The sequence below is a fragment of the Chromatocurvus halotolerans genome, assembly GCF_004340525.1.
Classification (GTDB): domain Bacteria; phylum Pseudomonadota; class Gammaproteobacteria; order Pseudomonadales; family Halieaceae; genus Chromatocurvus; species Chromatocurvus halotolerans.
Genome location: NZ_SLWX01000003.1, coordinates 248,249 through 274,335, shown reverse-complemented (window position 1 = coordinate 274,335; position 26,087 = coordinate 248,249). Strand labels below are relative to the sequence as shown.

The following is a 26,087-nucleotide window of genomic DNA, read 5'->3' as shown; positions in this document are numbered from 1 at the left end:
AACAAGTGTCAATTATTAATGACACTTTTTGAGGATATTGGTGTCATCTCGAGTTTACACCCCTTGGCCGCCGGTAGCCGCCTCAGGGCGACACCGGATCTGACTCGAAGCCGGAGATTTCGTAACGCCTCAACTTGGCATAGAGGCTCTGGCGACTCAGCCCGAGCAGCTCTGCGGCAGACGCCCGGTTATCCTGGGTCAACTCCAGGGCTGCCCGGATGCACATGGCTTCAATGACATCGGTGGACTCCCGCACGAGCTCTTTCAGGGGCAGGCGCCCCACCCGATGGGTAATCTGCTCAATGGTTGAAGGCAGGCCTGAACCCCCGGCCTGCTGGGCGCTGACCCGCCGGCTGACGTCACGTATAAAGAAGGCAAACATCGGACGCTGCGGCGATTCCGCCAGTGTCGCGGATACCTCGACATCGGTATGCACGCCGGAGTCACCGCGCAACACCGTACTGAACAGCTTGACCACCCCGCGCTCGCGCAGATTGCTCAACAGCACGCTGAGATCCACGCCGGAACGGCCGAGCCAGCGATCGGCAACGATGCCTACCGTCTGCTCTTCGTTGACCACCTGGGAGAGGTCGACAAACGCGCGATTTGCCGCCAGGACGCGACCCTCGGTGTCGGTCAGCAGAACTGCATCCGGCGCCTTCTGCAGCGCGGGCGGCAGCAGGGCATCACTGCCAGCGCTGGCCAGCTGCTCATGCGCCATTCGCACCAGGAACCGCGCTTCGTTGGCCTGCCGCAGATAACTGATGACCACCGTCACCAGGCTGCCATCGGCCTCGAGCTGCAGGCCCGATGCATGGGCACGCCCCACAGACTGTGCCTCGAGCATCAGTGAATTGATGGCCTGCGCACTGTCATTGCGCAGACCGAGCGGAAACGCCTTGCCAACGACACGCTGACCCTGACTCCCCAGCAGCTCTGCCGCCGCCGGGTTGGCCTCCAGAACGCGGTGGCTGACCGCGTCGAGCACCAGAATGGACTCGGACACCAGGTCAAAGAGCTGGCGATAGCGCGTCTCCACCTGCCGCAGGCGCCAGTAATCCGCCTCCAGTGCCTGCTGCGCGTTAAGCAACTGCTGGCGCAGACTGGTAACCGCGCGCATGTCCCGACCCACGGCCAGAATGCGGGTGTCCCCCGTAGGCGCAACCATGCGGTACTGCACAGGCAGCAGCGATGAGTCAGCCAGCAGATGATTGACGTCGGCGCGGATTGGCGTGTCGGGCTCGTCAATGGCCGCCTGCAGATACTCCTTGATACGACCGCGGCTTTCCGGGGCTACCGTGTCAACAAGATCCGCACCGATCCAGCTCTCATCGATGTAGGCCTGCAATTCGTCGCTGCTAAGAGCCAACTCGACAATCTTGCCATTCCTGTCCAGAACAAGGGAAAAGTCCGCTACTTTCTCAAGCAGGCTCGCCAGCGCTGATATGTCCAAATCGACAAACATGCATTTGGATCCGAATAAAAAATTTAGTTTTAATTACCTTCGCCTCTAAGGGCGCAGCGCGACGATTATACACTTCCTTATACCTGCTTCAGTTTCCCCCGTCCGCAGTCGTAAGTTAAAGCCAGAAAGTGACATTTGTCAATTTAAGTGGACTATACTTTGTGTAAGGTTTAGTTGACATACGCTTTCAGTGCGTCTAACTTTGATCCTGACGACACGATAACGACGACCGGATGCCGCCATGAACAACCCGCAAACAGCACCCAGCACCCACTCTCTCTACACGCCCGAGGAGCGCGCCCGGCGCGATGCCTCGCGCTGGACCATCGTGCAGGGCGTTCTCGCGCCCCTGCAGTTTCTGGTGTTCCTCGTCAGTGTCGTGCTGGTGGTGAACTTCCTGGCCAACGGCAGTGGGCTCGGTGCCGCTACCGCCTCGGTAGTTACCAAAACCCTTCTTCTCTACGCCATCATGATTACCGGTGCCATCTGGGAAAAAGAGGTGTTTGGCCGTTACCTTTTCGCACCGGCCTTCTACTGGGAAGACATGGTCAGCATGCTGGTCATTGCACTGCACACGGCGTATCTGGTGAGCTGGATGTTTGATCTGTTCTCCCCCGCCGGCCAGATGTGGATCGCACTGGCCGCCTACACCAGCTACGTCGTCAATGCGGCCCAGTTCCTGCTCAAACTCGGCGCCGCGCGTCGCGAGTCTGCCGCGGTGGCCTCGACCGACGACGCCGCCTGGGCGGGAGCAGCAGAATGACTGGCGCGGTACTGGCCAGTGACACGGCCCGGCAAGCCCGGTTTCCGGTGCAGCAGGAGCGCGGCCAGCGCGCGGTATTCTGCGGCCTCACCTCAATCATCTGGCTGCATCGCAAGATTCAGGATGCCTTCTTCCTGGTGGTTGGCTCCAGAACCTGCGCCCATCTTATCCAGTCTGCCGCAGGCGTCATGATCTTCGCCGAGCCGAGGTTTGCGACAGCGGTACTGCAGGACAAGGATCTTGCCGGACTTGCCGACGCCAATGAAGAGCTCGACCGGGTTGCGGCACAGGTCATCGCAAGACGCCCCGAGATTCGCACCATTTTCCTCGTCAGCTCCTGCCCATCGGAGGTCATCAAGCTGGACCTTGGCAACGCAGCGCAGCGACTCGGCGAGATCTACGGTGGCCGCGTCAAGTTTGTCGATTACTCAGGCAGCGGCATCGAAACGACATTCACCCAGGGTGAGGATCGCTGCCTTGAGAGCCTGACGGCGCAATTGCCCGCAGATACCAGCGACAAGCTGTCCCTGATGGTGTGCGGCACACTGCCCGACGTTGTGGAAGACCAGTTTGCCCGGATTTTCGAGCAACTTGGCATTGGCCCGGTGCGCTTTTTCCCGGCGCGCAACTCGGATGACATGCCTCCGGTCGGCAGCAACACGCGACTGCTGCTGGCGCAGCCCTATCTGGGAGACACCGCCCGCGCACTGATCAATCGGGGCGCACAGCTGCTTGCCGCTCCCTACCCCTACGGCGCTGAAGGCACCAGCGCTTGGCTGCAGGCTGCAGCCACCGAGTGGGGCATACCCGCATCAACCTTCGAGTCGGTCACCGCGGCGCCGCGCGCCCGGGCGGAACATGCGGTCGCGGTGCAAACGCGGACACTTGCCGGCAAGCGCATCAGTTTTCTTCCGGATTCGCAGCTCGAGATACCCCTGGCGCGCTTTCTCCAGCGCGAATGCCAGATGGAGCTCGGCGAGATCGGCACGCCATTCTTCGATCAACAGATTCTCGCCGGCGAATTGCCGCTGCTTCCGGAGGGCCTACGCATTACGGAAGGCCAGGAACTCGACGATCAGCTCGATCGCGTGCGGCAGCTGCAGCCGGACCTCACGGTATGCGGCATGGGTATCGCCAATCCCCTGGAAGCCGAGGGCCTGCGCACCAAGTGGTCCATCGAACTGGTATTCACGCCCGTACAGGGCTACGACCAGGCAGGCGATCTCGCGGGACTGTTCACGCGTCCGCTGCTGCGCAAGGCACAACTGGGAGCACAGATATGGAACTGACTTTCTGGACCTACGAAGGTCCACCCCACGTTGGCGCCATTCGTATCGCCAATTCCATGCAGGGAGTGCATCTGTTGCTGCATTCCCCGCAGGGCGACACCTACGCCGATCTGCTGTTCACGATGATCGAACGCAACAATCATCGGCCGCCGGTCACCTACACCACGTTCCAGGCCCGGGATCTCGGTGGAAGCACGGCAGAGCTGGTCACAGACACGCTGCGCAAAACCGTTGCGCGCTTCAAGCCAAGCCTGCTGATGGTAGGTGACTCCTGCACCGCAGAAATCATTCAGGATCAACCCGGTGCACTTGCCGAGGGTGCGGGTCTTGACATACCCGTGGTACCGCTGGAAATGCTCGCCTACGCCCGCAAGGAAAACTGGGGGGCCAGCGAAACCTTTTACAGCCTTGTGCGCGCCCTGCTCGTCCGTCAGGCGCCACCGGCTGGCGCGCAGCGCCCGGAGCGGCCCGAAGGCAAGCGCCCCAGTGTCAACCTGCTCGGGCCCAGCTCACTCGGATTCCGCTGCCGCGATGACATTATCGAGGTGCGCAAGCTGTTCGACACGATAGGCGTCGACATCAACGTCACGGCACCGCTGGGTGCATCGCCCCAGGACCTGATGCGTATCCCCGAAGCCGACGCCAATGTCTGCCTGTACCCGGAAGTTGCCGATGCCGCCTGCTCCTGGCTGCAGCGCACCTTCAAGCAGCCCACCATCAAGACCGTACCGATCGGCGTTGGCGCCACTGCCGACTTCCTGCAGGAAGTGGCCGACACCCTGCAGCTCGACATCAGCCCGCAAACCGCGGACGCAGTGTGCCGGCTGCCGTGGTACTCGCGCTCTGTGGACTCCACCTATCTCACGGGCAAGCGCGTTTTCATCTTTGCCGACGCGACCCATGCCATCGCCGCTGCACGGATTGCGCGTGACGAAATGGGTTTCGAGGTGGTGGGGTTGGGCACATTCTCGCGGGAACAGGCGAGGGATGTACGGGCCGTGGCCAAGGAATACGGCCTGGAAGCACTGATTACCGACAATTATGCGGAAGTGGAGAAAGCCGCTACCGAGCTGCAGCCGGAAATGCTGCTGGGCACGCAGATGGAGCGGCACATCGCCAAGAAGCTCGGCATTGGCTGCGTGGTTATCTCAACCCCCGCACACGTCCAGGATTTCCCGGCGCGCTATTCGCCACAAATGGGGTTCGAGGGCGCCAACGTCATTTTCGATACCTGGGTACACCCCCTGATGATGGGGCTCGAGGAACATCTGCTGGCGATGTTCCGCGAAGACTTTGAGTTCAACGACAACGCGACGCCCTCACACCTGGCCTGCGTCGGCGGTACCGGACATCGGCCCGAGCAGGACAGCGTCGCAAATGGCGTTGCCGTCTGGGATTCGGATGCAGAAAAAGAACTGAAAAAGATCCCGTTCTTCGTGCGCGGCAAAGCGCGACGCAATACGGAACAGTATGCGGCAGAACGCGGTGTCGCCAGCATCAATGTGGAGACGCTTTATGAAGCAAAAGCCCATTACAGCCGCTAGCACGACGCCTCTGAGCTTCGTCCTGGTCACGCTGGACAATCACGTCACCAGCAGCGTCGAGCGCGCCGCCGTCAATCTGGCTGCGGAACTGCCGGGCGTTACCGTGAAAACCCATGCGGCCGCCGCCTGGGCCAGCGAACCGGAAACCCTGCAGCGCTGCATCGATGATATTGCCACCGGAGACATCGTTGTCGTGACAATGATGTTTCTGGAAGAGCACATCAACGCAGTTCTGCCGGCGCTGACGGAACGCCAGCCCGACTGCGACGCCATGATCTGCTGCATGTCCGCAGCGGAAGTCATGAAGCTCACGCGGATGGGCAAGTTCACCATGGAAGGTGAGGCCAAGGGACCTGTCGCCCTGCTCAAGCGACTGCGCGGAAAAACCGGCAAGGCCAAGAGCAGCGCCGGCGCGCAGCAGCTCACCGTGCTGCGCCAGCTGCCGAAAATCCTTCGCTTCATTCCCGGCACCGCGCAGGATGTCCGTGCCTATTTCCTGACACTGCAGTACTGGCTGGCGGGCTCGGAGCTCAACCTGCAGCGTATGATGGCCTTCCTGATCGATCGCTATGCCGCCGGCGAGCGAAGCGCACTTCAGGGAAGCCTGAAACCGGCATCTCCCATCGAATACCCGGATACCGGCCTGTACGACCCGGGCATGAAAAAACGCATCACGGAAAAACTCAATGACCTGCCGCGCGCGAAGGGCAAGGCAAAGGGAACCGTCGGCCTGCTGATCATGCGATCCTACGCGCTGGCCGGCAACACGCAGCACTACGATGCCATGATCGCCGGTCTGCGCAGCCGTAATTTCAATGTCATCACCGCTTTTGCCAGCGGTCTCGACGCCCGACCGGCGGTTGAGAAATACTTTATTGCCAACGGCGAGCCGGTGATCGATGCCGTCGTGTCACTGACCGGTTTCTCCCTGGTTGGCGGGCCCGCCTACAACGATTCCCGCGCCGCCGAGGACATGCTGGCTACGCTCGACGTTCCCTACATTGCCGCCCACGCCCTGGAATTCCAGAGCCTGGAACAGTGGGAAAATTCCGATCACGGCCTGATGCCCATCGAAGCCACCATGATGGTGGCCATCCCTGAACTTGACGGCGCGACAGGGCCCTCCATTTTTGGCGGTCGATCTGACAAGGCCGAAGAAAACAACCGCCACGACATGCGCGCCCACCCCGAGCGGATCGCAATGCTGGTCAACCGGGTGGAAAAGCTGGTTCTCATGCGCAATACGCCGCGAGCCAAACGCAAGGTCGCCCTGGTCATCTTCAACTTCCCGCCACACGCGGGCAACACCGGCACGGCAGCCAACCTGTCCGTTTTCCGATCGATCTTCAACACGCTGCAGGCGATGCAGGCCCAGGGCTACAGCATCGACATGCCTGCCGATGTGGACGCCCTGCGCAGCGCCATTATCGAAGGCAATGCGGCGCAGTACGGCGCCATGACCAACATCCAGGCAACGATCAGCGCGGATGACCATGTCGCCCGCGAGCCCTATCTCGATGAGATCGAGGCCCAGTGGGGCCCGGCGCCCGGCAAGGACCTGACCGACGGCCGCTCTATCTTCATCATGGGTGCGCAGTTCGGCAACGTCATGGTTGGCGTGCAGCCCGGCTTTGGCTACGAGGGCGATCCGATGCGGCTGCTGTTCGAGCGCGGCTTTGCCCCGACACACGCGTTCTCGGCCTTCTATCGCTATCTGCGCGAGGACTTCGGCGCCAATTCGGTCCTGCACTTCGGCACCCACGGTGCGCTTGAATTCATGCCCGGCAAGCAGACCGGCATGGCGGGCTCCTGCTGGCCGGACCGCCTGATTTCCGATCTGCCGAACTTCTATCTGTACGCCTCCAACAACCCTTCGGAAGGCCTGATTGCCAAGCGTCGTTCAGCGGCAACCCTGATCAGCTACATGACACCGCCGATCACGCAATCGGATCTCTACCAGGGCATGCTGGAAGTGAAGGCGTCCATCGATCGCTGGCGCAGCGAGCAGGATCGCGGCAGCGTGGCGCGCGATGACCTCGCCGCATTGATACAGCTTCAGGCCAGTGAGCTCGACCTCTGCCCGGCGTCTCCCGCCTGGACCGAGAACAGCGGTGATGACATCGAAGCCCTGCGTCGTGAACTGCTGGAAGTCGAGCAGACACTGATTCCCCATGGCCTGCATGTGGTTGGCGATCTGCCCTCGCGCACCGAGAAGTCAGACCTGCTGCAGGCGATTGCACATGCCAGCCACACGCTGACGCTGGACGAGAACGCCTGCGAAGCCCTCCTCGAAGGCGCGACGCCGGAAGCTCTGGCGTCCATGATCGATGCCGGTGAAAAGTCGGAAGAGGACCTGTTGACAGCCTGCCGCGAACTGGCGCACACCGCCACGCTGCTCGACAACAGTGGCGAACTGGAGGCCATCCTGCACGCGCTGGATGGCGGCTTTATCCGACCCGCACCCGGCGGCGATCTGCTGCGCACGCCGGACGTGCTGCCCACGGGCCGCAACGTCCATGGCTTTGATCCCTTCCGTCTGCCGAGTGCGTTCGCCATGCGCGATGCGCGCCGCCAGACGCAGAACCTTCTCGATCGCCACGCCGCCGAAGGCAACGGCCTGCCGGAATCCGTCGCACTGGTACTCTGGGGATCAGACAACCTGAAAAACGAAGGGGGTCCGATCGGGCAGGCACTGGCGCTGCTCGGCGCGGAACCGCGCTTCGACGGCTACGGCCGCATCTGCGGCGCGACGCTGACGCCGCTGGAGGAACTCGGTCGACCACGTATTGATGTCGTGATCACCCTGTCCGGCATCTTCCGCGACCTGCTGCCGCTGCAGACCCGCATGCTGGCCGAGGCCACGTACCTCGCCGCTGCCGCCGATGAGCCTGCGGAGCTCAATTTCGTGCGCAAGCACGCGCTGGCTCACCAGGCCGCCCACGGCGTCGATCTCGAGACCGCTGCCCTGCGGGTCTTCAGCAATGCCGAAGGCGCCTACGGGTCCAACGTCAACCTGCTGATCGACAACAGCCGCTGGGATGACGAGGGCGAGCTCGCCGATACCTATACACAGCGCAAGTGCTACGCCTACAGCCGCAGTGGCCAGGCAGCACCGCAGCCGGCGCTTCTGAATGACATGCTTTCCACGGTTCAGCTCGCCTACCAGAATCTCGATTCCGTCGAGGTGGGCATCACGACTGTGGATCATTACTTCGATACCCTCGGCGGTATCAGCCGGGCGGTCAAGCGCTCACGCGGCGAGGACGTGCCGGTCTACATCTCGGACCAGACCACCAGCAATGGCAAGGTCCGCACGCTGTCCGAGCAGGTCGCGCTGGAAACACGCACACGGGTTCTTAACCCCAAGTGGTACGAGAGCGTTCTCGAGCACGGCTTTGAAGGTGTGCGACAGATCGAATCCCACGTCACCAACACCATGGGCTGGTCGGCCACCACGGGGCAGGTAGCGCCCTGGGTCTACCAGAAAATGTCCGAAACATTCATTCTCGACGAAGATATGCGCAATCGGCTGGCAAGGCTCAATCCGGCCGCCTCCGTGAAGGTCGCCAACCGGCTGCTGGAGGCGCACGACCGTAAATACTGGAACCCTGACGAAGCCACTCTGGACGCGCTGCGCAAAGCGGGCGAGGATCTCGAGGACTGGTTAGAGGGTGTCACTGAAGAGGTAGCAGCATGAGTTTAAGTAATAGCATACCCGTACAACTGGTTGATCCGTCACCGACGGCACCGCCGGATGGCGAGGGCAGCGAGCAGGTACACCTCGATCCCGAGATCAACATCGGCAAGGCCAAGGTATTCGCCATTTATGGCAAGGGCGGTATTGGTAAATCCACAACCTCCTCCAACCTGTCGGTGGCATTCTCGAAGCTGGGCAAGCGCGTAATCCAGATAGGCTGTGATCCGAAGCACGATTCCACCTTCACACTGACCAAGTGCCTGAAGCCGACGGTCATCGATGCGCTGGAAGCGGTGGATTTTCACGCCGAGGAACTGCGCATCGAGGATTTCGTCTTCGAAGGCTACAACGGTGTGATGTGCGTTGAGGCGGGCGGCCCCCCTGCGGGCACCGGCTGCGGCGGCTACGTCGTGGGCCAGACCGTCAAGCTGCTCAAGCAGTTTCACCTGCTGGAAGACACCGATATCGTGATCTTCGACGTTCTCGGCGATGTGGTGTGCGGCGGCTTCGCCTCCCCCCTGCAGCACGCAGAGCGCGCCCTGGTGGTCACTGCCAATGATTTTGACTCCATTTTTGCCATGAACCGCATTGCCACGGCGATCGAAGCCAAGGCCAAGAACTACGGTGTGCGATTCGGCGGGGTCATTGCCAATCGCAGCGCCAAGACGGATGAGATCGACCGCTTCAATGAACAGGTGGGATTCAACCGTATTGCGCACTTCCCCGATCTCGACATCATCCGACGCAGCCGACTGAAAAAGTCGACTCTGTTCGAAATGGAGAACTGCGAAGGTCTTGAAGCAGTGCAGGAGGAATACCTGAGCCTGGCCCGCAACCTTCTGGCTGGCCGCGAGCCGACACCGGTAACACCGATGAAAGACCGTGACCTGTTCGATTTTCTGGGATTCGACTGATGCGCGAAAACACCTACGAAGAGCGCCGCTCGGAGATCGAGACCTACTTCGATCGAACCGCTGCGGACGCCTGGTCACGATTGACCTCGGACGCACCGGTCAGCCGGATTCGGCAGACCGTGCGCGCGGGACGCGACGAAATGCGCAACACATTGCTCAGCTGGCTGCCCGGGGATCTGCGCGGATTGCGGGTTCTCGACGCCGGCTGTGGTACCGGCGCGCTGTCTGTCGAGGCGGCACGACGGGGAGCGCACGTGGTTGCCATCGACCTGTCACCGACGCTGGTTGAACTGGCCCGCGAACGTGTGCCTGCGGAAATCGGCGAGGGCAGTATCGACTTCCGGGTCGGCGACATGTCCGAACTGGATCTCGCCGACTTCGATCACGCCGTCGCCATGGATTCGGTGATTCACTACAACGCCAGGGATGCGGTCAAGGTCTTGACCCAGCTGGCGTCCAAGGTGTCTACCAGCATCGTGTTCACCTTTGCACCGCGTACACCGCTGCTGTCAGTCATGCATGCAGCCGGCTCACTGTTTCCGCGGGGCGATCGTGCGCCTTCCATCGAGCCGATTGGCGAGGAGAAACTGTTCCGGCAACTGGATACGGCAGAGTCTCTGCGCGCCTGGCAACGCGGCCGCGGACATCGGGTAAAAAGTGGTTTTTACACGTCTCAGGCGTGTGAGCTTCGTCGACAATAGGACGGCAGAATGAAGCGCTCCGTCGCATTTACCCAGACCTTTCTGGCACGAGTCGGGACTCGCTGGCTGCCGTTTGCCGACGCCGTAACCGAAGATCTCCCGCTCGGGCGCCTGCTGCGGCTGTCGCTGTTCCAGATCTCCGTGGGCATGGCGTTCGTGTTGCTCAACGGTACACTGAACCGGGTGCTGGTACTGGAGCTTGGCCAGGCGGCCTGGCTGGTTTCACTCATGGTGTCACTGCCTCTGCTGTTCGCCCCGCTGCGCGCGCTGATCGGGTTCCGCAGCGACCATCACCGATCCGCACTTGGCTGGCGCAGGGTGCCCTATATCTGGCTCGGCACACTGGCCCAGTTCGGTGGACTGGCGATCATGCCCTTCGCCCTGCTGGTACTGGCCGAGCCCTTCCAGGGACCCAGCTGGGTGGGCCCGGCAGCCGCCGCGCTCGCGTTCCTGCTGGTGGGTGCGGGCATGCATACCACGCAGACAGCAGGTCTTGCGCTGGCGACGGATCTGGGTACCGAAAAGACCCGCCCGCGCGTTGTTGCGATGATGTACGTGATGCTGCTGGTGGGCATGATCGGCAGCTCGTTCATGTTTGCACTACTGCTGGCGGATTTCAGCCAGCTGAGACTGATCCAGGTCATACAGGGGGCGGCGGCGCTGACGGCGCTGCTAAACGCCACCGCCCTGTGGAAGCAGGAGCCGCGCGACCCCACCCGCAACCGGGAAGCCCCTCGCCCTCCCTTCGCCGTGGCCTGGGCACAGTTCCGGGAACAGGGTCGCACACTGCGAATGCTGGTTGCCGTCGGACTCGGCAGCGCCGGCTTCGCCATGCAGGACATCCTGCTTGAGCCTTATGGTGGCGAAGTGCTCGGCCTGTCGGTGAGCGCCACCACCGGCCTCACCGCCATCTTCGCCCTCGGCATGCTCGCGGCGTTCATCATCGCGTCGCGCCAGCTGAGCCAGGGTGCCGATCCGATTCGACTGTCGGCCTACGGCGCCGTCGCCGGCATTTTTGCGTTCGCGGCGGTCATCCTGTCTGCGCCACTGGATTCTGCCATGCTGTTCCGCAGCGGCACGCTGGTCATCGGCTTTGGCAACGGGCTTTTCGCCGTCGGCACGCTGACGGCGGCAATGAACCTTGGCCAGCAGGGGGGTGCCGGCATGGCCCTCGGCGCCTGGGGCGCGGTGCAGGCTACTGCGACCGGCCTCGCCATCGCGGCGGGCGGCGCGATACGCGACATCGTTACGCACATGGCCGACGCAGGCACGCTCGGGGTTGCCCTGAGCGGTCCGGCGACCGGCTATGGCGTGGTCTATCATCTTGAAATCGCGGTGCTGTTTGCCGCACTGATCACCATCGGCCCGCTCGTACGCGGTCCTGGCGAGCTGGCGGTAAGGCAGCCGGCATTTTACCTAGCGGAGTTTCCCGAATGACAAGAGTCCAACTGGAGGTCTCGATATGACAGGTGCAATCACTGGCTACATTGACGTAGCACAACTGGCGCTCTACGCCTTCTGGCTGTTTTTTCTGCTTCTGGTGCTTTACCTGCACCGGGAGGGTAAACGCGAGGGCTATCCACTGCTCACCGACGCTCACCGCAATGTCCGCGTCGTCGGTTTTCCTGACCTGCCGGACACCAAGGAATACCTGATGCCGCATGGACAGGATTCGGTCATGGCGCCGCGACAGGATCCGGCGGAATACGAAATGGCGGCAAGCCCGCTAGACGGCACCTTTGGCTCAGCGTATCACCCCACCGGGGACCCGATGCGTGACGGCGTTGGTCCCGGAGCCTGGGCGATACGTCCACAGGTGCCGGACATGACCATTGACGGCCAGCCGAAAATCGTCCCGATGCGTGTGGCGACGGACTTTGCCGTCAATGAGAAAGACCCGGATCCCCGCGGCAAGGCGGTCTATGGCCTCGACGGTGAGAAAGCCGGCGAAGTCGTCGATCTGTGGGTAGATCGCGCTGAACCGCAGGTGCGCTACCTGGAGGTTGCCTGCAGTGGCTTCCACGCCCCGGTTGCCGACACCGAAGGTTACGAGGGTACCGCTGAAGCAGGCCCCCGCCGCGTACTGCTCCCGATCACGCTGGCGCGTGTCAGTGGCAAGGACGGCACCGTACGCGTGCGTTCCATCAAGGCTGAGCACTTCGCCAACGTCCCGACGCTGGCCAATCCTGACCAGATCACGCTGCAGGAAGAGGATCAGGTCTGCGCCTACTACGGCGGAGGTACCCTTTACGCAACGGCTGAACGCACGGAGCCACTGATATGAACGAGTATGAAATCGAACCGGTAAAAGGCCTGCCCGAGGAACTCCCGGCCGGCGAGCACATGACCTGGCAGGGTTCACCTGACTGGCGCAGCATGGCGCGGCGAACATTCAGAGTCCAGCAGTTCGGGCTCTACTTTGCCGTCCTCATCGGCGCGCACCAGGTGATCCACTACAGCGGCGGCGGCGACGTCGCCGGCGGCATTGCCAGCCTGGCCTGGCAGGCCGGGCTGGGCCTGTTCACCCTGGCGCTCCTGTCCGGACTGGCCTGGCTGTTCGCACGCAGCACCGTGTACACGATAACCAACAAGCGCGTGGTATTGCGCTTCGGCGTCGCGATACCGATGATGATCAACCTGCCCTTCGACCGGATGCACGCTGCGGACCTGCGTGCATTCAACGATGGCAGCGGTGACATTGCCCTGCGGCTCGAGGACGGCGAACGGATCTCCTACTGGGCGCTGTGGCCCCACGCACGCCCGTGGAGCATGTCACCCGTCATACCGATGCTGCGCAACGTACCGGATGCCACCCGGGTTGCCGGGGAACTGGCTGCTGCCGTCGCGGCGCATCGAGACGACGTTCGCACCAACGCGGCAGTCAGTGTCTCGAAACCGACCCGACAGCCCGACTCGCGCGAACTGGAACAGGCGGGAGCGCTGGCGTGAGTCTGCGCCACTGGTCACCGACGCGCTGGCTGGCAACCCTGGTCGGCGCGATTGTTATCATGACGGTGGCAACGGTGGCCGCCATGCGGCTCTCCGGCTTTACACCGGACACAACGGTCGACAGTGAAGTGGTACACCAGGTCGCGCTGCGCTTCGTTGATGTTGGCGGTGGTGAAGTGCACGTTTTCGAACAGAGCACTGACAGCCATATCGCCACGCTGGAGCCCGCCGAGGACAGCTTCATCCGCGGCGTCATGCGCAGCATGGCACGCGAACGTCGCAGTCGCGATATCGACATGACGCCGCCATTTCGTCTGGTCTCATACGCAGATGGCAGCATGGTAATAGAGGATCCGTCAGTGGGCACGTACATAAACCTGGTGGCATTCGGTCAAACCAATATCGGCTCCTTCAACACGCTGTTGAACAAAGCCGTCGCAGCTACCCGATAGCGACCGGTCAATGTCCAGCTATCTGCTCGCTGTTTCAATTTCCCTGCTGGGCTGGTGGCTCAGCACTGGCATTATTCTCTACCTGAATCTGCTGCCCAGCCGCAGCCACGCCTGGAGCGTGGGCGGCTTTGCACTGCTGGCACTTGCCAGCCTCGCCCTGCTGCCCGGCATTGCCGGACAGCACTCCCAGTCTGCTGCAATTGCCGGTTTCGCGGTGGCGCTGACCGTCTGGGGCGCGCTGGAGATCAGCTACCTGATGGGCTTCCTCACAGGCAACAACAGCCAGCCCTGCCCCGCCGGCATTAACGGCTGGCAGCGTTTCCGACTTGCGGTAGCGACCAGCATTCACCATGAACTGGCTGTCATCGCCTGCGGGATCGCGATCATCGCCCTGTCCTGGGAGGCTCCGAATCAGGTGGCAGCGGGAACCTACCTGACACTGTGGCTGATGCGCTGGAGCGCCAAGCTGAATCTGTACCTGGGGGTGTCCAATTTCAACGAACACTGGCTGCCAGAGCGTAACCGCTACCTGGTCAGCTATATGCGCACCCGGGCAATGAACTGGCTGTTTCCCTTTTCCGTGGGGCTGGCAACGATCGCGGCCACCCTGCTCGCCCTGGAGGCCTCCGGCGCGGACAATGCGGTGGACCGTCTTGCGGCCTCGCTGGTCTGTACGCTGCTCGCGCTGGCCATTCTGGAACACTGGTTCCTGGTCCTGCCGGTACGCGACAGTGCACTCTGGCAGTGGGCGATCACGGCGGCGGACCGGGTTCGCGCCCGCACCAGCCAGCGAACGACTGCCCGCAAGCCGCCTGCCTGCAAGGTGGCCGCCATGCCGGGTGCCAAAGCGGCGACAAACACAACATCGGGCCAGGGGACTCGCTCTCCGGCCTTTTGAGCGCAACGCCAAACCCTGCGCCAGCAGGAATAGTGTCAATATTATTTGACAGAACTATCAGCGGCTTCTACTCTGGAAAGTGAAAACAAACAGAAACCGGAAATTAACGTACCCACTGTCTAAAAACTGTTATCTGACACCTCTCTGCACCAGCAGAGGAGTCACTGCCAGACCAGTTGTACCGCAGCGTACACTAGGAGGTGCTCGATGAGCCCACTGGTCAAATTACCTGACTATCTCGCACGCTCAAGCGGCGATCTCGATCAATTGCCGCCGCTATTTGGCTCTGTTCATGCTCCCGGGCTTACCGCCGGCGAATACGCCGACGTGCTGTCCTCCTGGAGCGCCACGGGCAGCAGGAATATCGCCATTCACATACGCCTGCCATTCTGTCCGTCCCGCTGCCTGAGCTGTGATCACCACACCACCGTGACGCACAACGGCGACACCATTGACGACTATCTCAATTGCCTCGAGCAGGAAATCGAGATGGTCACCGACCGCATCGGCCGTCATCTACCGTTAACGCAGTTGCACCTGGGAGGCGGGACGCCAAATTACCTGAGCGATACCCAGCTGTCCCGGCTGATGGATATCGTCGACAAGCATTTCGGCGTTTCCAGCGAAACAGAAACCTCACTGGAGGCCAGCCCCAAGCGCTGCTCACCATCACAGCTGGCACTGCTCAAGGGCCTGGGATTCAAGATCATCAACTTCCAGGTCCGCGATATCGACAGCGCGGTTCAGCTGGCGGTGGGCCGGTCACATTCCCTGCCCATGCTGCAGGATGTACTCGGCAGTGCCCGCAGCGAGGGCTTTGACACCATCGGCATGGATCTGGTGTACGGGCTTCCCAACCAGACCCTCGGCAGTATTCAGGAAACCGTCGGGCGCATGGTAGAGCTAGCGCCGGAACGCATCGTCTGTCATGCATTTTCACGCAGGCCGGATATTTTCAAGCATCAGCGCGCTATCGATACCTCCAGCCTGCCGTCGCTGGCCGACAAGGTGGCCATGTTCAACAGCGCCTGTGAGGCCATGCTCGAGAACGATTACGACTGGGTAGGACTGGACTGCTTTGCACACCGTGACGACCCCCTGTCCATCGCCCGACTCGACGGCAAGCTTCACCGCAACTGGGTAGGCTACACGGCACAGCACGCCGGCGATCTGTTTGGATTCGGCGCCGACGCCATCAGCCAGATCGGTTCCGCCAACGTCCAGAATCAGGTGCAGCTCGATGATTGGCGACAATCCATCCAGAGCGGCAATCTGCCACTGCAGTCGGGAATGCTTGTCAGTGAGTCCGAGCGCAGACGCCGCCAGGCCATGAACGATCTCATGTGTAATCTGCAGCTGTCAGATTACCGCGATCTGCTGGAAACCAACGGCGAAACCAACACACTCGCGGAACTTGAGCGCGATGGACTGGTGCAGGTCACCCCGGAAAAAATCGAGGTGACGGAGTATGGTCGCTTTGCGCTTCACCAGCTCTGGGGCGATGCCTCACCGCACTTTCGCGGTCTCGCCGTCCTCTGATCGGGCAGCCATCGAGAGCCGTCTGCGCAGCACGTGCGCAGGCGGTTTTTTTATGCCTGTGATAAACGCGGCGGCTGCCCGGATATATCCGGGCGGCCGCAAAGACTCGCCGACGCTCTACTCACCGACGGCGTGGGGTCGTGAAGTCGAATTCCCAGCATCAGTAAACAGGGATCTGATATCTGCCGCATGGCGACCCCGCAGCTGCTGCCACTCGAGCTTGAACCAGGGTGTGAGCGTTTCCGGCGACGCTGCCAGCCACTTGTCCACGTCATCCACATGGAACCAGTCCCACCCAGAGATCTCACTGCGATTGACACGCAGCTCCTGCTCGTCGTCAAGCCTGCCGATATACACGGAACACAGCTCATGTTCAGAGCCGAGATCGCCAAAGGCTGCCTGATACTGGAAGCGGTAGAGATAGCGCAGCTCCGCCGACACGCCCAACTCCTGCTCCAGCCGGCGTGACGTGGCGATCCTGTTGCACTCGCCCCGCCGGGGATGACTGCAGCAACTGTTGGTCCAGTAGCCGGGCCAGAGAGGCTTTTCCGCGCTCCGCCGATGCAGAAGAACGTGTTCGGAATCGCGGAAAAGAAAAATGGAAAACGCGCGATGCAGCTTACCGGCACCCGCGTGAACATTGAGCTTGCTGTCGAAACCACAGGGTTCGTCCCGGGCATTGACCAGGATCAGGGGTTCCTCAGCAAAAGAGACCTGCTGCCATCGTGGCTTTTGCATACAGGGACTCCGCGCCGCATTGCGGCTTGAGAAATGAAGAAGCCCCGGCGTGTGACAGTCTGGTCGACACGCCGGGGCAGTAATGGGTCAGGAGTTGTGCCCGTCATCATGTGACGACGGGCCATACTCCTGAGTGGTCCCATGGGGACCGGTCTTTTAGCTAACTACGCGTCGCGGGAAGCGGCGCCATTTGCTGTGCAACCTGCGAACCGGCCGTCGGTCCTTCGATCCAATTGAAGCGCTCTGTGCTCAGCAGGATGAAGTGAATCAACAGTGCCAGCGTGAACAGGAACGCCGCAGTTGCGACCAGAATTCGACGGGGGTCAAAAAGCAGCCAAAGTCTGTACATATCGTTCTCCTAATTTTCGTTTGCGGTTCACCGGAACCATTTCCGGCTTTTCCGCCAGGTTACTACCGTGGTGCTACTGACTCAGCCGAGCCAGGGGCGCCACATCCACACCAGAATGTGAGCTACTACCGCTACAGCGGTGAAACCCAGAAATCCCTGCATGAAGAAAGTGTGGAACTCTTTGGCTTCGTCAGCAGAGAAGCCCGATACGCTTGTGTTGTCACTCATGGTTGTTTCTCCCAAGTGAGTTTTCAATTTGAGCACCCGATGCGGAATCGCCCGGGATACTCTCCACACCTGCCTGTCGATCCGTAGATCCTGGGCCGGTGATTACCCTTGACCCGGGCCGGCTGCGCCACGTGTGCGCAACTAACTCAGTAAGGATTTCCTGTAGACCAGCGGCGCGGTGCTGCCGCCACTGGCCGTTGCCGGGCAACATTGCCGGCATCATAGTCATCTCAGCCACCCTGCTTGTGCATGTCGACCGCAACACCGGTCTTCTTGCTCAGGCTGGGGAACTGGTCAATCATCTGCGCACCGTACATCGGCTTGTAGGCTCCCTGGTGACAGGTCTTGCAGTTCACCTTGAGGGGATCACCCAACGCCCCCTTACGGGAATCCGGCAGCCAGTCAGCCGTGGAATCGATGTAGGCATTGTTCATTTCACGAACCATGCGGATGGCGTGCCAGGCCTTCAGGCGTGCGGGTGAACTCTGCTCCCAATCCGACCATGCACGACTGTTGTGGCAGTACGTGCAGTTCGCATTCAGCGAGTCCGAGAAGTGCATCATCAACCCATAGGTCCACTCGGTCTGCTTGATCGACGTCCGGTTGCCGTTCGGCAATGCCGTATCCGAGGCCACGCGAATGTCATAGTCCTGGGACAGGAACGGGGTCAGCGGATCATAAGGCAGCGACGCGTAAGCGACCGTCGCCTTTCCGGCAATGTTCTGCTCAGCCCGGGCCAGGCCCTTGGCATGCGGACCACCCGGATCTTCCGCCCAGACGTACTCCGGTACCGGCTGTCCACGGTGACAGGTGTAGCAGGTCACGCCTGTCGGCGCGACGTGCTTGCTGCCCCAGTCCTCATTGGCACGCTGGGTCATGGCAAACATCACCCGTGAGACGCGCTTTGTGTAAGGCGCTTCACTGGCAAAGTTGTTGCCCTCGTGACAGTAGGCGCAACCGGCTTCCGGAGACACCCACTCGGTGATGGAAGCCATCACCCGGGTGAACTGCCCGACACTCAGGTCGCCGAGCACCTGCACGTTCTGGTAGATGTCACCTGCCCGCGGACCATCATCATCCGCTATCTGCGGGATAATGTCCGGCGGCATGTTTTCGGCAACACTCCTGGCGCGTTCGTCAGGATTGATGACCAGTTCCATACCCACACCGCGGTAGCCGCGCTGCACAGTGTCTACCGGTGGCGGCTCACAGGCCGCCAGGGTGAGCGTGGCAAGCGCAGCGCCGACCACAGGTAAACGAAGGTTAGGTTTCATTTTCATTGTCCAGCTCCCGTTGTCAGGGGATCTTGCAGCGGCATTGCCTCAAGCGCAGGGTAGGCCGGCGCAATACCGTGTTTGACACCCCAGAGATACCAGTTGTCCACAACCGTGCCGGTAAGCAGGATGCCGATACCACCGGTAATCACTGTCAGTACCGCGAACCAGAGACCCCAGCGGTGAATGGACTCCATCGTCGCGTTGAAGCCCATGGTCCAGCGCCAGAACAGTCCGGCACGCTCGGAGGCGGTACCACGGTAGGTGATCTGGTCGATCTCACGGTCACCACCGTAGCGGCTCGTTGCCAGAATAGTCGCACCGTGCATCGCGAAGAGCAGAGTCGAGCCATACAGGAAGGCAATCGAGAGCATGTGGAACGGGTTGTAGAACAGGTTGCCGTAGCGGATTGAGAATGCTGCAGTCCAGTCCAGGTGCGGGAAGATGCCAAAGGGCACTGCCTCACTCCAGCTACCCATCAGCACCGGCCGGATGAAGCCCAGTACCAGATAGAGCCAGATGGCACCTGCGAAGGCCCAGGCAATGTGCGTGCCCATGCCGTTCTTGCGAGCCAGATTGTAGGTTCTCACCCACCAGAGCAGGATCGATGCCGTCAGGAAGAAGCCCGCCATCAGCCACCAGCCACCATCGTGCAGCGGCGGAATGCTGAGACCGTACTCCGGCGGTGGTGGCTCAAGCGCCAGCCAGAACAGCTGCCGTATGAACTGCACCGGATCCCAGTTCACCGACGCCAACATGTTGAGGCCGATGATTTCAATGGCGATGAAGCCGAAAAGTATCGACAGTACACCCGTGGGTCCGAGATAGATCGGGCCGAGCTGGGCGTCACCAATCTTGCCAAGCCAGTAGTTTTCCGTAGCACCCGTGCGGTTGCTGGCGTCACTGCCGATGTCGGTACCCGAGTAGATCGGGGCCGTCACCTGGACGCGGGTAAAAATGTTTTGATATTCAGCCATGCTGTAATCCTCCGCTTAGTTCCAGATGGGCAGTTCGAGCCACCAGTTCCACCATTCCGGCCAGCCTCGGGTCCAGAAGGGTCCACTGATGATGATGCACACCGCACTCCAGAAACCGGCCGACAGAGCCAGGAAGAGGCCCAGACGGTGAATGCCGAGGGCACCGATGGAATAGCCGATGTCGTCGCGGAAGAACGAGTTTTCGTGCTCCGCTGTTTTGACTTGCTCACCCTTCTTTGGATTGGTGACTGACAGGATCAGGCCACCGTGCATGGACAATGCCAGCGTGGTCGTGAAGAAGAAGGTGATGGCGAGCATATGCGCCGGGTTGTAATGGAAGTGCAGGTACTGGTAGCCGACGTTGGACACCCAGTCGAGGTGGCTGAGAATCCCGTAGGGAAAACCATGACCCCAGGCACCCATCAGCAGCGGGCGGAAGATCACCAGCGTGAGATAGGCGAACACCGCGACGCTGAAGGCGAAGGGGATATGCAGCCCCATGCCGAGCTTGCGCGATATCTCTACCTGACGCAGCGCCCAGGAGATAAAGGCCCCCGTGGCACAGATGGTAATGATCTGCCAGAGACCGCCCTCCGCGAGAGGCGCCATGCCGAGGCCATAGCTCAGGTCCGGCGGCGCGATATTGATCTGCCAGATGTTCCAGGTCGTCCCCATGGACGCGCCGTAAATAATCAGAAGCGTACCGAGAATACTGAAGAAGGCCGTGGTCACGCCAAAAAAGCCGACGTAGAATGGACCCACCCAGAAGTCGAAAAGGTCGCCCCCGACGAGGGTCCCCCCCCTGACCCGGTATTTTTTCTCGAAACTCAGCATTGTCATAGTTTTTCCTCCGGCCCAGAAGCGGGACCTGCTAAATGAAACCAACACATCACCGGGACCCCGTCCCGACACCTGGCGTCGGTCATAGCAGACTGACACCGCCTGTTTTTTCTTGATCTTTGCATGAGCGCCTCCCCGGCCTTAACGCATGAAAGCGTAGGGAATCACCGTGTAAGCCGTGCGTCTGGCCTCGGCGAACAGGGACTCTCCACGGGCGGCACGGGATGACAGCGGCCGCAACTTGCGCGGCAGCAGTCGGCTCACCGCCGCCACTACCAGGAACCACAACAGCGACACCGCGATCAGCAGCCGGAATTCGATCCGGTCGTGCAGAGGCGTCGCATGGGATACGGCTTGCGTAGACGTCGACGTTTTCATAATGCTCCCCTGGCCCTGCAGTGAGGGCTCTTCGATACCCGGTGTGTCCAGCCCGACAGGGGGCGTCACACCATCAATCCGTGTTCTTGCAATGACAGTCATGCCACAACTCCGGCTGACAACACCTGCCGCGCAGCCTGCAGATGGCTGAGGGTGACCTGTTCGGCACCGCTGCCCCGCGCTGCATTTTCGGCAGCATCCCGCAGGCGTTTTGCCGCGGATATCCGCACCAGAATCGGCTCGGCAGCAACCAGCTTGTCGAGCTCGAGCTCCGCTGCGACTTCCCAGGCAATCGACGCGCGTTCGCGTGTCGGCGTCGCTGGTGCCCGATCGAGATCCGAGCCCAGCGGCAGGATATTGAACAACGCGTCAAACAATGCGTTGCAGACTTCCTGAATGAGATAACAGGCGCCGCCATACCCCATGAACGGTGTCCCGGTGTGCCGGCGGATCACTGTGCCGGGCAGCGATGCGGGGATATACACCCCACGCACGCCGGTCTCGGCCATGTACATGCGCTCGTTGTAGCTGCCGAACAGTATCAGCGGTGACTTGGTCTGCACCGCCTCTCGAATGGCGTTGTTATCCGGCTTGACGCCGGCGCGGCGCTCAAAGGCAAAGTTGCAGGGAAGCCCCATTTCCTCTTCCAGGAAATGGCGAATGCCGCGGGTGTATGTGGCATTCGCTGAAATACCGAAGCTCGCAGTGCCGAAGAAATCCTGGGTGACTGACCGCCACAGATCCCAGATCGGCTTGATCGTGGTGTGCTTCTCGCGCTCAATAAAGGGAGCCGGATCAAGATCCAGCAATTCACCCAGCTTCTCGAGAAACTTGGTGGTGCTGTGCAGGCCGATGGGCGCCTGCAGATAGGGACGGTCCAGCTCTTCGCAGAGCAGCCGACCGAATTCGCGATACATGCAGACGTTGACGTCGGCATCTGCGAGCTTGTAGACGTCATCAACGTGGCAGCCCAGTGGGAATACCATGTTGACTTCGGCACCGATGCCTTCAATAAGACGGCGGATTTCCGCGACATCGGACCAGGTATTGAACATGCCGTAGATCGGGCCGATGATGTTGACCTTCTTGGTCGCCGCGGCATCGGCTTTCTTTGCCTTGGCCATTTTCTTGGCTTTCTTGGCGCCGAAACGGGTCCACAGCCAGTTCATCGCGCGGTCCGCGCTCTGCCACTGGTCTTCATCAATCGTGCGCGGCAGAAACCGCTCAATGCCGGTGCCCTGGGGCGTGACACCGCCACCGATCATTTCGGCGATGGAGCCCGTGACCACGACACTTGGCTGATCCGGATCCAGCGTTTCGTGGGCCCGGCGCATGGCACCCTCGGTACCGTGCTGCCCGAGTTCCTCTTCACCGAGACCTGTCACCACCACCGGCAATTCGTGTGGCGGCAGCGCATCGGTATAGTGCAGGACAGAAGTCACCGGCAGGTTCTCGCAACCCACAGGTCCGTCGATGATCACCTGCAGACCCTTCACAGCCGTGAAGACGTAGACCGATCCCCAGTAACCACCAGCCCTGTCGTGATCAAGCACCAACATCAGGCACCTCCCGCAGACGCTGCGCGGCCGACCGGCGCATGCTTGGCATCGAGCATTTCCGGCTGCCAGATGCCGGCGTTGTCGCCGCTGCCGACACCGTGAAAAAACGCTTCCATTTCGTCGAAACGCGACTTGTTTGCCAGTGCCGCGTTGATGACCTCGGCAATGGAGCCGGGTCCGGCCGCGCCCATCAAGGGACGAGCCGAAATCAGGTTAGTGAAGTACAGGCTGGGAATCGCCAGCTCTTTGGCCTTCTGCACAACCGGCGTCGTACCGATCGCGATATCCGGCTTGTAGTGATGCATGGCGGCAACGTCGTCCTCGAGGGAGGCACGGAATTTCACCTCCACTCCACGCGCCTCAAGCCACTCACGATCAATCTCGGCCCAGCGTGTCTTCGGGCATGCGGAACCGACGTAGCAGAGCTCGGCGCCACTTTCGACCAGCAGGCGCGCGACCAGCAATTCGGAACCTTCGTAACCGGACAGCGTAATGCGGGCATCGATACGCGCGGTTTCCAGCGCGGCCTTGATCGCGGGCAGAACAGCGTCCTTGGCGGCATTGAGCCTGTCGTCATCAATTTTCAGCAATTTTGCGAGTGATTCCAGCCAGGCTTCGGTGCCCTCGTAGCCGACCGGCGCAGAGCCGACGCCAGGCCGACCCGCTGCTTCGAACTGACGGTAGCTGGCGGTGTAGAAAGGATGAATCATCGCCACTGCGGCGCAGTCGAGTGCGGCGTACAGTTCGCGCCACTCGCGCGTCGGGACCGTGGGACCCGCGCACAGACCCATCGGGGCCAGCAGTCGGGAAATCGTCATCGCGTCGACCGGAAACATTTCGCCGACCAGGGCTACTGAAGGCAGCTCGCTGCGTCCCTGCTCGGGTGCGGCAACCGGCCCGTTCTCGACCTCGGTGCGCGCATAGCGCAGCATGGCGCCGGCCAGGATGTCCTTGGCCTCGGCGTGGGTCGGCACACCAAACCCGGGAACGTCGATGCCGATAATGCGGACACCGTTAATGGCTTTCGGCAGCAGGTCCAGCGGAACGCCGGATGCGGTAGGCACACACAGGTTGATGATCACCACCGCATCGTACTTGTCGGGGTCGGCCAGTGTGTGGACAGACTCGCGGATATCCTCGAACAGCTTGCCGGTCACCAGCGTCTCGGAATCGAAGGGCACATAGCCCACCGTGCGCCGGGCGCCGTAGAAGTGCGAGGTGAAGGTCAGGCCGTAGACACAGCAGGCCGAACCGCTGAGAACCGTTGCCGTGCGTCGCATCCGCAGGCCCACGCGCAGTGAGCCGAAGGCCGGGCACATGCTCTGGGGCTGATCGTGCGGGCCCACCGGGTAATCTTTCTTGTACTGCTCGAGCACCGCACCCTTGCCGGACAGCGTCGCCTCGGCCTGCATGCGATCGGCACCGGCGTGGCAGCCGGCACCGGATTCCACGGCCTGCTCGACATCCGCCAGCGGAATGTCACCCGCAGGCGCGGATTCCGGGAGTCGCTCGGCACCGTTCAGGGCCGGTTTCTCCAGCGTGGCGTCTGTGTGATCAGACGGTGTCATAAATCACCTCCAGGGATTCCTTGTTCAGCACGGCTGCGCTGCAGAGATCTTCCTGGGTGGCGGGCTGCAGGACGACGTCGCGTCCGGTAGTGTCGCTGGAGAACAGGTCCAGCAGGCCGTCCGGCGTCAGCGGCGTCGGGTGGTGCGGCGGCGATTCGGCAACGTTCTTGGCGAGAAGGCCAAACAGCGACCCCCACTCACCCTCGGGGTAGCCGATAATCTCGTAGTTGGCGCTCTTTTTCCGGATGTCGTCGTGGGCAGGAATGCTGGCGAGCTCGGGAATGCCGACTGCCTTGCAGAAGGCCTGTGCCTCACCGGAACCGTCATCCTTGTTGGTCACCATGCCGGCGACACCAACGTTGCCGCCCAGCTTCCGGAAGTACTCCACCGCCGAGCAGACGTTGTTGGCCACGTAAAGTGACTGTAGGTCGTTGGACGCGACCACAATCACCTTCTGGCACATGTCCCGTGCGATGGGCAGACCGAAGCCGCCACACACCACGTCACCCAGGAAGTCGAGCAGCACGTAATCGAAGTCCCAGTCGTGGAAGCCGAGCTTCTCCAGGGTTTCAAAACCGTGGATGATGCCACGGCCACCGCAGCCACGGCCGACTTCAGGACCGCCGAGCTCCATCGCGAAGACGCCGTCACGCTTGAAGCAGACATCCTCGATGCGAACTTCCTCACCGGCTTCCTTCTTGCGCGAGGCGGTCTCGATAATTGTCGGGCAGGCCTTGCCGCCGAACAGCAGCGAGGTCGTGTCACTTTTCGGGTCACAGCCGATCAGCAGCACTTTCTTGCCCTGCTGGGCCATCATGTAGGACAGGTTGGACAGCGTGAAACTCTTGCCAATACCACCCTTGCCATAGATCGCGATGATCTGCGTTCCAGGACCATCTTTCGAGCTGGCAAGCATGTCGGTATCGTCAAGGGTTCCGTCCTTTTCCATATCCGGCGTAAACTGAGCGACAGACGCTTCCGTCATTTCGCAGACCTCCAATCCAGAATCATTTTCAGGCAGTCCGCATCCGCGAATGCCTGTTCGTAAGCCGGCTCGGCATTCGCCGCCGGCGAGCGATGTGTAATCAGTCCATCGAGTGACAAAGCGCCACTGGCGAGCAGTTCGGTCACCCTGATCAGGTCTGCCGGCTGCCATTCCGCCGAGATGCGAAGCTGTGCTTCACGCATGAACGCGGGCGGGAAGGCAAACGACACGGGCTCCTGGTAAAAGCCTGCGAGAATGACGCAGCCGCCGGGAGCCAGTCGCGCAACGAGCGTATCGAGCAGACCCGGCGCGCCGCTGGCGTCGCAGATCAGGCGGTAGTCGCTGCGCGTATCGGTCTCGGCGTCAATGACGCTGTAGCCCTCGGCGCCAGCGCGTCGTGATGCCTGATTTTCCCAGACAATCGGCGCCGCGCCGCCAAGCGCGAGAACCGTGCGCGCCGCGAGTCGGCCGAGGACGCCGTGGCCGATAATCAGATCCGGCAGGGACCCCTCAGGTCCGCGGGTAACCGCGCGGTACGCTGTTGCCGCGAGCGCCAGAAGGGTCGCTTCCTCGCCAAGGCTCTCGGCGAGTGGCGTCACACGTCCGCCATCCACGACCAGCCGCTGGGCAGCACCACCGAAAAGCCCCTGCACGTCCGTGAACCCTCGTGAGCCAGGCACGAACACGCGCTGGCCAAGCTGCAGGGCACAGTCGCTGCCTACCGCGCTGACGCGGCCGACAGACTCGTAACCCGGCACCAGAGGATAGGCGAGGCCGGGGAAAGCCGGCATGCGACCCAGCCAGAGCAGTCGTTCTGTGCCCGTGCTGATACCACTCCACTCGACATCCACGACGCAATCACTGTTACCCGGTGAGGCAAGACCCACGCTTCGTACGGCCAGTTCCCCAGGCTGCTCAAACACGACGGCGGCAACGCGATCTGTCATTGGGCGCCTCCGATACGTGTCTGCTGCAGGGAA

24 protein-coding genes are annotated in these 26,087 nt (G+C 61.5%); 12 read left to right on the top strand and 12 right to left on the bottom strand.

Annotated features, from left to right (window positions below):
• Nucleotides 1-82: 82 nt before the first annotated feature.
• Nucleotides 83-1,465 carry a transcriptional regulator PpsR gene (gene ppsR, locus EV688_RS05085; RefSeq protein WP_117317157.1) on the bottom strand — a complete coding sequence of 461 codons (1,383 nt, stop codon included), beginning with the start codon at nt 1,463-1,465 and terminating at the stop codon, nt 83-85.
• Nucleotides 1,466-1,706: 241 nt separating this feature from the next.
• Here ppsR and bchF point away from each other — a divergent pair, with 241 nt between their 5' ends.
• The 12 genes from bchF (at nt 1,707) to EV688_RS05025 (ending at nt 16,211) form a co-directional block, all read left to right on the top strand.
• A complete protein-coding gene (gene bchF, locus EV688_RS05080; protein ID WP_117317159.1) occupies nt 1,707-2,228 on the top strand; it encodes a 2-vinyl bacteriochlorophyllide hydratase in 522 nt (173 codons plus the stop codon).
• Entirely contained in the window at nt 2,225-3,517 is a 1,293-nt protein-coding gene (locus EV688_RS05075; RefSeq protein ID WP_117317161.1) for a ferredoxin:protochlorophyllide reductase (ATP-dependent) subunit N, read from the top strand. Before bchF ends, EV688_RS05075 begins: the two co-directional genes overlap by 4 nt.
• Nucleotides 3,508-5,061 carry a ferredoxin:protochlorophyllide reductase (ATP-dependent) subunit B gene (gene bchB, locus EV688_RS05070; protein ID WP_117317163.1) on the top strand — a complete coding sequence of 518 codons (1,554 nt, stop codon included), beginning with the start codon at nt 3,508-3,510 and terminating at the stop codon, nt 5,059-5,061. The genes EV688_RS05075 and bchB overlap by 10 nt, the downstream gene beginning before the upstream one ends.
• Nucleotides 5,033-8,758: a magnesium chelatase subunit H gene (locus tag EV688_RS05065; protein WP_117317165.1), complete on the top strand. Its 3,726-nt coding sequence runs from the start codon at nt 5,033-5,035 to the stop codon at nt 8,756-8,758. The genes bchB and EV688_RS05065 overlap by 29 nt, the downstream gene beginning before the upstream one ends.
• Nucleotides 8,755-9,672 (top strand): ferredoxin:protochlorophyllide reductase (ATP-dependent) iron-sulfur ATP-binding protein, encoded by a 918-nt coding sequence (gene bchL / locus EV688_RS05060; RefSeq protein ID WP_117317167.1) that lies wholly within the window; start codon nt 8,755-8,757, stop codon nt 9,670-9,672. Before EV688_RS05065 ends, bchL begins: the two co-directional genes overlap by 4 nt.
• The gene (gene bchM / locus EV688_RS05055) at nt 9,672-10,373 is read left to right on the top strand and encodes a magnesium protoporphyrin IX methyltransferase (protein ID WP_117317169.1); all 702 of its coding nucleotides are present in this window, start codon (nt 9,672-9,674) and stop codon (nt 10,371-10,373) included. Before bchL ends, bchM begins: the two co-directional genes overlap by 1 nt.
• Nucleotides 10,374-10,382: 9 nt before the next feature.
• Nucleotides 10,383-11,810, top strand: coding sequence for a BCD family MFS transporter (locus EV688_RS05050; RefSeq protein ID WP_117317171.1), 1,428 nt, complete (start codon nt 10,383-10,385; stop codon nt 11,808-11,810).
• Between the two features lie 25 nt (nt 11,811-11,835).
• Complete coding sequence (puhA, locus tag EV688_RS05045) at nt 11,836-12,657, top strand: photosynthetic reaction center subunit H (RefSeq protein ID WP_117317172.1); 822 nt, start codon at nt 11,836-11,838, stop codon at nt 12,655-12,657.
• Nucleotides 12,654-13,322 (top strand): photosynthetic complex putative assembly protein PuhB, encoded by a 669-nt coding sequence (gene puhB / locus EV688_RS05040; RefSeq protein WP_117317174.1) that lies wholly within the window; start codon nt 12,654-12,656, stop codon nt 13,320-13,322. Before puhA ends, puhB begins: the two co-directional genes overlap by 4 nt.
• Nucleotides 13,319-13,774 (top strand): photosynthetic complex assembly protein PuhC, encoded by a 456-nt coding sequence (puhC, locus tag EV688_RS05035; protein WP_117317176.1) that lies wholly within the window; start codon nt 13,319-13,321, stop codon nt 13,772-13,774. Before puhB ends, puhC begins: the two co-directional genes overlap by 4 nt.
• A 10-nt stretch (nt 13,775-13,784) precedes the next feature.
• Entirely contained in the window at nt 13,785-14,672 is an 888-nt protein-coding gene (puhE, locus tag EV688_RS05030) for a putative photosynthetic complex assembly protein PuhE (RefSeq protein WP_117317178.1), read from the top strand.
• 207 nt (nt 14,673-14,879) lie between these two features.
• On the top strand, nt 14,880-16,211 hold the full coding sequence (locus tag EV688_RS05025) for a radical SAM protein (RefSeq protein ID WP_117317180.1): 1,332 nt from the start codon (nt 14,880-14,882) through the stop codon (nt 16,209-16,211).
• A gap of 117 nt (nt 16,212-16,328) precedes the next feature.
• Here EV688_RS05025 and idi read toward each other — a convergent pair whose 3' ends face one another.
• The 11 genes from idi to bchC all read right to left on the bottom strand — a co-directional run bounded on the left by idi (nt 16,329) and on the right by bchC (nt 26,054).
• Nucleotides 16,329-16,949, bottom strand: coding sequence for an isopentenyl-diphosphate Delta-isomerase (gene idi, locus EV688_RS05020; protein WP_117317182.1), 621 nt, complete (start codon nt 16,947-16,949; stop codon nt 16,329-16,331).
• A gap of 160 nt (nt 16,950-17,109) precedes the next feature.
• Nucleotides 17,110-17,298 (bottom strand): light-harvesting antenna LH1, alpha subunit, encoded by a 189-nt coding sequence (gene pufA, locus EV688_RS05015; protein ID WP_117317184.1) that lies wholly within the window; start codon nt 17,296-17,298, stop codon nt 17,110-17,112.
• Nucleotides 17,299-17,379: 81 nt separating this feature from the next.
• Nucleotides 17,380-17,526: a light-harvesting antenna LH1, beta subunit gene (gene pufB / locus EV688_RS05010; protein ID WP_117317186.1), complete on the bottom strand. Its 147-nt coding sequence runs from the start codon at nt 17,524-17,526 to the stop codon at nt 17,380-17,382.
• A 230-nt stretch (nt 17,527-17,756) separates the two neighbouring features.
• On the bottom strand, nt 17,757-18,806 hold the full coding sequence (pufC, locus tag EV688_RS05005) for a photosynthetic reaction center cytochrome PufC (protein WP_117317188.1): 1,050 nt from the start codon (nt 18,804-18,806) through the stop codon (nt 17,757-17,759).
• Entirely contained in the window at nt 18,803-19,777 is a 975-nt protein-coding gene (pufM, locus tag EV688_RS05000; protein ID WP_117317190.1) for a photosynthetic reaction center subunit M, read from the bottom strand. The genes pufC and pufM overlap by 4 nt, the downstream gene beginning before the upstream one ends.
• A 15-nt stretch (nt 19,778-19,792) precedes the next feature.
• A complete protein-coding gene (pufL, locus tag EV688_RS04995; protein WP_117317192.1) occupies nt 19,793-20,617 on the bottom strand; it encodes a photosynthetic reaction center subunit L in 825 nt (274 codons plus the stop codon).
• A gap of 141 nt (nt 20,618-20,758) precedes the next feature.
• Nucleotides 20,759-21,097 carry a hypothetical protein gene (locus tag EV688_RS04990; RefSeq protein WP_117317194.1) on the bottom strand — a complete coding sequence of 113 codons (339 nt, stop codon included), beginning with the start codon at nt 21,095-21,097 and terminating at the stop codon, nt 20,759-20,761.
• Complete coding sequence (gene bchZ / locus EV688_RS04985; RefSeq protein ID WP_117317196.1) at nt 21,094-22,554, bottom strand: chlorophyllide a reductase subunit Z; 1,461 nt, start codon at nt 22,552-22,554, stop codon at nt 21,094-21,096. The genes EV688_RS04990 and bchZ overlap by 4 nt, the downstream gene beginning before the upstream one ends.
• A complete protein-coding gene (bchY, locus tag EV688_RS04980; protein ID WP_117317198.1) occupies nt 22,554-24,122 on the bottom strand; it encodes a chlorophyllide a reductase subunit Y in 1,569 nt (522 codons plus the stop codon). The genes bchZ and bchY overlap by 1 nt, the downstream gene beginning before the upstream one ends.
• On the bottom strand, nt 24,109-25,107 hold the full coding sequence (locus tag EV688_RS04975; protein ID WP_117317200.1) for a chlorophyllide a reductase iron protein subunit X: 999 nt from the start codon (nt 25,105-25,107) through the stop codon (nt 24,109-24,111). Before EV688_RS04975 ends, bchY begins: the two co-directional genes overlap by 14 nt.
• Entirely contained in the window at nt 25,104-26,054 is a 951-nt protein-coding gene (gene bchC / locus EV688_RS04970; RefSeq protein WP_117317202.1) for a chlorophyll synthesis pathway protein BchC, read from the bottom strand. Before bchC ends, EV688_RS04975 begins: the two co-directional genes overlap by 4 nt.
• Nucleotides 26,055-26,087: the final 33 nt, after the last annotated feature.